6 protein-coding genes are annotated in these 5,553 nt (G+C 73.8%); all 6 read right to left on the bottom strand.

The window, feature by feature from the left end:
* Positions 1–350: 350 nt before the first annotated feature.
* Complete coding sequence (locus E1284_RS37950) at positions 351–743, bottom strand: TadE family type IV pilus minor pilin (RefSeq protein WP_341770467.1); 393 nt, start codon at positions 741–743, stop codon at positions 351–353.
* A complete protein-coding gene (locus tag E1284_RS37945) occupies positions 740–934 on the bottom strand; it encodes a DUF4244 domain-containing protein (RefSeq protein ID WP_207924190.1) in 195 nt (64 codons plus the stop codon). Before E1284_RS37945 ends, E1284_RS37950 begins: the two co-directional genes overlap by 4 nt.
* Before the next feature lie 89 nt (positions 935–1,023).
* The gene (locus E1284_RS37940) at positions 1,024–1,560 is read right to left on the bottom strand and encodes a type II secretion system F family protein (RefSeq protein WP_243714996.1); all 537 of its coding nucleotides are present in this window, start codon (positions 1,558–1,560) and stop codon (positions 1,024–1,026) included.
* 652 nt (positions 1,561–2,212) lie between these two features.
* Complete coding sequence (locus tag E1284_RS37935) at positions 2,213–2,908, bottom strand: type II secretion system F family protein (RefSeq protein WP_243714995.1); 696 nt, start codon at positions 2,906–2,908, stop codon at positions 2,213–2,215.
* Positions 2,905–4,056: a TadA family conjugal transfer-associated ATPase gene (locus E1284_RS37930; RefSeq protein ID WP_131944971.1), complete on the bottom strand. Its 1,152-nt coding sequence runs from the start codon at positions 4,054–4,056 to the stop codon at positions 2,905–2,907. The genes E1284_RS37935 and E1284_RS37930 overlap by 4 nt, the downstream gene beginning before the upstream one ends.
* Positions 4,057–4,189: 133 nt before the next feature.
* The gene (gene ssd / locus E1284_RS37925) at positions 4,190–5,266 is read right to left on the bottom strand and encodes a septum site-determining protein Ssd (protein WP_131944970.1); all 1,077 of its coding nucleotides are present in this window, start codon (positions 5,264–5,266) and stop codon (positions 4,190–4,192) included.
* Positions 5,267–5,553 lie beyond the last annotated feature (287 nt).

The raw sequence follows: 5,553 nt of genomic DNA, 5'->3' as shown, positions 1-5,553 counted from the left end.
CCCCACACCCCACCGCCCGTCACCCAACCGCCCGCACACCCGACCGGTCGGCACCCAACCGGTCCAGTCACGGGCCCGCGACCAGCCAGGCTGCGTAGACGGCCCACCTGCATGACCAACCGACGCGCATGGCCGACCACCCCGCAGCAGGCCGATCTGACCAAGCTCAAGTCGCGGGGCGGCCCCCAGGGCAGGGCGGGCTCGTTACAGGCCGCCGCCCACTTCAGCGATAAGGCGCGCGGGCGGTCGCTTCTAGGCGTGCGACGACCGGGTGCCGGTGAGTAGCCCGCCCGTACCCGGGCGGAGAAGCATCAGACCGGGCGACGGCGGCGCACCCCCGGTGGGGAGGCTTACTGTTCTGAGGCTTCACCTCCTGCCTGGTCTTCGGGTGCGTGGGGGCCGATGCCGGGTTCTGTTGCGGCGGCCACGTGGGCGTGGACGATCAAGGGCGGGAGCCCGACGGCCGCTGGGGGTGCGACGGGGGCGGACACGTCCACGTGGACGGTGGCCTCGTCACGGTGTACGCGCACGGTCGCCCCCTTTGGAACCGCCCTCACCACGAGCTCGCGGACCGCGGTGAGGGACTCGCCTCGCGCCGCCGCGCGGGCACCGGTCTGGGCGGCGTCCGTGCAGGTGAGCTGCGCGGACACGGCGGACAGGCCCCACAGCGCGACAGCCGTGATCAGCACCAGGGCGGGGAGCGCCACGGCGATCTCCGCCGTGGCCGTCCCGCGATCCCTCAGCTCGCGATCTTGAGGGCCCTCTCGATGATCTGTAAGAGCAGGGATTTCACCTGTGAGCTCGTGAGGATCTTGAACAGCAGGCCGGCGAAGGCCGCCGCGGCGATGGTGCCGACCGCGTACTCCGCGGTGGACATCCCGCGGTCGCCGCACATTGTGGACCACCGCTGCACCACCATCTTCATCGCACGCATGGGACTCCTTTCGCTCGTGGTTCTTCTCAAAGCCTGCTGTGCCGGGACCCCAGACGACGCCCGAACGCAATTCTGTGGAAAACCCCCGCTCACCAGGGCACGAGGATCGTCGAGGCGATCCCCGCGACGGCCGGCACGACGCCGAGGAGGATGAAGGCGGGCAGGAAGCAGAGTCCGAGCGGGGCCAGCGCGCGAATGCCGGCGGCACGGGCTCTCGCGGCGGCCGCCGCACGCGCGGTACGGCGCTGATCGCGCGCGAGCCGGCTGAGGGACGGCGCCAGGGCCGATCCGGTGGACGCCGCACGGACCGCAGCACGGGCGAGCGGCGCGAGCATCGGCTCCCTCGTGAGCGCGAGCCACGCCTCCGCCGGGTCGGCGCCCAACCGGATCTGGACGGAAACGGCCCGTAACTCGTCCCCGAGGGGCCCTCCGACCGCGTCGGCGACCGCCGCCACCGCGTCCTGCCATGGGGCGCCGCCGCGGAGGCATGCGGCAAGGAGGTCCACTGCGACGGGGAGGTCCGCGACGAGGCGCGCCCGCCTGCGCCTGCGCTCCGCGCTTCCAACGCGTCCGAACGAGAACCAGACGGCCACGGCGGCGAGGCCCCCTGCAACGGCGCCCGCCAAGCCGCCCAGCGTCACGAAGCAGAGCACCCCTGCCGCGCCCGCAGCCGCACGCCGAAAGAGGGCGTCGCGTCCCCGGCCCTCCTGCGGACGAGGCCCCTCCTCGCCGCCCGTCCGCGCGGCTGGTTCCGCACCGTGCTGGTCGGAGGGCCGCGGGTCCCTCCCGCTCGAGTCCTCGGATCTCGGCGGACACTCCCGGAACTGGCCCATCAATCTCTTGGCCGCTGCGTTCGTCCCCCGGGGGAGGAGAAACGCCGCAATTGCCGCGCAGAGCACGGTCGCCAGCACTGTCATCACTCACCACCTCTCCGTTTGTTCATGCCTCGCCGCCAGGCGAGATCGACGCCCTCCCGCAGCGGGCCCGGCCCGGACCCTGGCCGGTCGAAGGCTGGTCCGACGCCCGCAATGCGGCCACCGACCGGCGGGGGAACAACGCGCGTCCGTGACCCGGCCGGACGTCCCGTCACCAACACGCCGCCGGGCGGCGTGACCGTCACGGCCGGTTACGCCAGCGCCATGTGGGGCCGATGTCGAAGGTGCCGGTGAGCGGCAGGTTCACCGTGAGCGGATTGCCGACCTCGACCGCGATGTCGATCTCGAACGGCGGTCGAGTGCCGAGCCGGGGTGAATCAGGGAGTGGACCGGCTGTGGACGGTCAATAGGGGGATTCGGCGGACTTGGCCAGGCGGCGGGTCCAGTGGAGGCCGAGCAGGTTGAGGGTGGTGCCCGTGATCAGGCATGCCAGGCCCGGGAGGGTGCCGCAGAGGAACGGGATCGGATGGGCTCCCAGGGCCGCGGCCATGCCCAGGCCGAGGAGGGGGAGCAAGGCGAGCAGGCGGGCCGTGGCTCGTGGGCCGGCCAGTTGGACGGCCACCTCCTGGCGCTGGGCCTCTTCGTCGCGGAGCGCGCCCGCCAAGCCGTCCAGGACGGTGGCCAGGGTGCCGCCGCGTTCCGCGCCGATGCGCCAGCAGGCCGCCAGGAGGCGCAGCCCTTCCGCTCCCGGCCTGATCGCCAGCTCGTCCAGATTCTCGGGCGGCGGACGGGGGGCATGGAGGAGTTCTCGGGACACCCGCGGGTCCAGGACGGCGGCGGCCGCCGCGAACGCCTCGCCGGGGGTCCGGCCGGCGGACAGTTCGGCGGCCATGGCATCGCACAGTTCGATGACGGACGTCCGTCGGCACTGCGGCAGGGTTCTCTGTTCCCTCAGCGCGGCCACTCGGGACTTGAGGACGCGAAAGAGGTCGCCGGGCGGAGGCGACACGAGGCGGTCGAGGCGGCGGAGGGCGGGTGCGGGGGTCAGGAGCATCCAGATGGCGGCGGCCGAACAAAGAGCCGCCAGTGTGGTGATCACCGGCGCCCTCGCAGCCTGGTGTGAAGGGCGTCGGCCCCGCGGACGGGGACGACTTCGCCGGACGCGGTGAAAGAGACTGCGGGTACGACGCCGACGAGCCCGTCCGGTGCCCGGCGCAGGAGGCAGATCTCGGCCACCCGGCGGCGGCCTCCACCCGGGTCACGCACCAGGTGAACGACGACGTCCAAGGCGGCGGCCAGCTGGCTGTGCACAGCCTCCCGGCTCAAGCCGGCCGCGCAAGCCAGCGCTTCGAGCCGGGCCGGTACGTCCGCGGCCGTGTTGGCGTGGAGGGTTCCGCAGCCGCCTTCATGTCCCGTGTTGAGCGCTTGCAGCAGGACCACGACCTCGTGGCCCCGTACTTCGCCCACGACGAGGCGGTCGGGGCGCATGCGGAGTGCCTGGCGGACGAGGTCGTTCAACGTCACGCCACCGGCGCCCTCCACGTTGGGCGGACGGGCCTCCAGTCGCACGACGTGCGGATGGTCCGGTTTGAGCTCGGCGGAGTCTTCGACGAGGAGCAGTCGTTCAGTGGGGCTCGCCAAGGACAGCAGGCCGCTCAGGAGCGTGGTCTTTCCGGATCCGGTGCCGCCGGTGACCAGGAAGGCGGCGCGGGATTCGACGAGCGCCGCGAGGAGGTCGGCTCCCTCGGGTGGGATGGTCCGAGCCGCGACCAGTTCGTCCAGGGTGAAGGCCCGGCGCCGGGGCAGCCGGAGGGACAGGCAGGTGCCGCCCGCGGCCACCGGCGGCAGGACGGCGTGGAGCCGGACCCCGCCCGGCAACCGGGCGTCGGCGTAGGGGGCCGCGTCGTCGAGTCGGCGACCGGCGGCGGCGGTGAGGCGCTGAGCCAGGCGCCGCAGCGTCGCCTCGTCGGTGAAGCGCACGGGGGTGCGGACGAGGCCGGCGCCCGTGTCCGCCCAGACCTCGTCCGGGCCGTTCACCAGGACGTCGGTGACATCGGGGGAGCGCAGCAACGGCTCCAGTGGCCCGGCCCCGACGAACTCGGCGCATAACTCGTCCGCCAACGCCAGTACCTCACGATCGCCGAGCAGCCGCTCCTCCGCACGTAGCGCAGCGGCGACCCGCCCTGTCGTCGCCTCCCCGCCGCTGCCGGCGAGCCGGTCCCGCACCGCGTCCGACAACCTGTTCATGCCGCTCCCTTCCAGGAGACCCCGCTCCACGCCGCGACGTTCACAGCGCACCCAGGGTGCCGGGGCGTTGGGGTGCTGTGGAGGTGGCGCATCGCAGGAGTCCTTCGTTGTAGAGGCGTCTCGCGTGGTGGGGTCATGCTGCTTCTCGGTAGGCGTAGGGCTGGAGGGCCAGGTCGGCCAAGGTCTTGGTGCAGAAGTCCGCTAGGGGGCCGCGGCGGCAGGCTCGTTCCAGGGCCCCCTCGTCCGTGGCGGTGGGGAGGCGGCGGTCGCGGTCGAAGGTGCCGGCGGACGGGAGGTCCAGGGCGTGGGTCACCGCGTCCGGGGTGAGGCCGCCGGGGGACGGGCCCTGGACGACCAGGCGCAGGTCGGAGGTGTCGCGGCGGAGGGCGGTGGCCAGGCCGTCGGCGGCGACCGTCGCGCGGACCTCGGCGGGGACGAGCAGGAACGTGATGTCGGCGGAGCGCAGGGCCGCGCGGCCGACGTCGCCCGGGTAGCGGGGGACGTCCGCGATGACCAGGTCGAAGCCGCGGGCGGCGGCGTCGAGGAGGGTGCGGACGGCATCGTCGGAGACGGGGACGGGTTCGCCGCGCCGCCAGGAGAGGACGGAGAGGTCACCCGTGCGAGGCAGCGTCTCGCGGAGCGTCGCGGTGCTCAGGCGGCCGCGGCGTTCGGCCAGGTCGTGCCAGCGGACGCCCTCGTGCTCCTCCAGCCCCAGCATGAGGTCGATGCCGCCGCCGAACGGGTCGGCGTCGATGAGGAGGGTGCGCAGGCCCTGACCGGCGGCGGCGAGGCCGAGCGCGGTGGCGAGGACGCTGGCGCCGGCGCCGCCGCGGGAGCCGACGACGCAGAGGGTGGTCGCCCAGCCGCCCTCGGGCTCGCAGGCGGCGGCGAACGCGTTGATCAGCCAGTCCTCGTGGTCGGGCAGCGCGGCGACGTCCTGCGCGCCCGCCTCGACCGCGAGGCGGTACGCCTCGGAGGTGGCGCCTTCGGAGGTGACGAGGACGACGCCGGGGCGGCGCTGGAAGCCGGCGGACGCGACGCCGGCGGCCATGTCGGCGCCCACGAGGATCAGGGCGGGCCACGTCCAGGCCGGTCTGGCCTCGTCGGGCCCGTAGGCGACCTCCGCGTGGGCGTCGGCGGCGGCCGCGAGCCGGAGCAGGCCGTCGGCGAGGACGGGGTCACCGGTGACGATCAGTGCCGCGAGGTTCATTCGGATGCTCCTTCGACGTTCGGAGACACCCACCTTGCGTGCCGGGACGCGGCGGACGACGCGGTTCCGCGAACTGTGGATAACTTCGGCGACGCCGACAGGGGCGCGAGGCGGCAGCCTGAAGGGCCGCAGCCCGCGGCGAACAGCGCACAACCGGCGGCCAACGACAGTGGACGGCGGCGAAGGGGGCGACAGGCGACCGACCGCGGGGCGGCGGACCATCAGCGGCCACGGACGGGCGTCTGGCGCCAGGCTCATGGCCCGGCGGACTGCGGACGGGCGGGGGT

Source organism: Actinomadura bangladeshensis, assembly GCF_004348335.1.
In the GTDB taxonomy this organism is placed as follows: domain Bacteria; phylum Actinomycetota; class Actinomycetes; order Streptosporangiales; family Streptosporangiaceae; genus Spirillospora; species Spirillospora bangladeshensis.
This window is presented reverse-complemented; position numbering and strand designations above follow the sequence as displayed.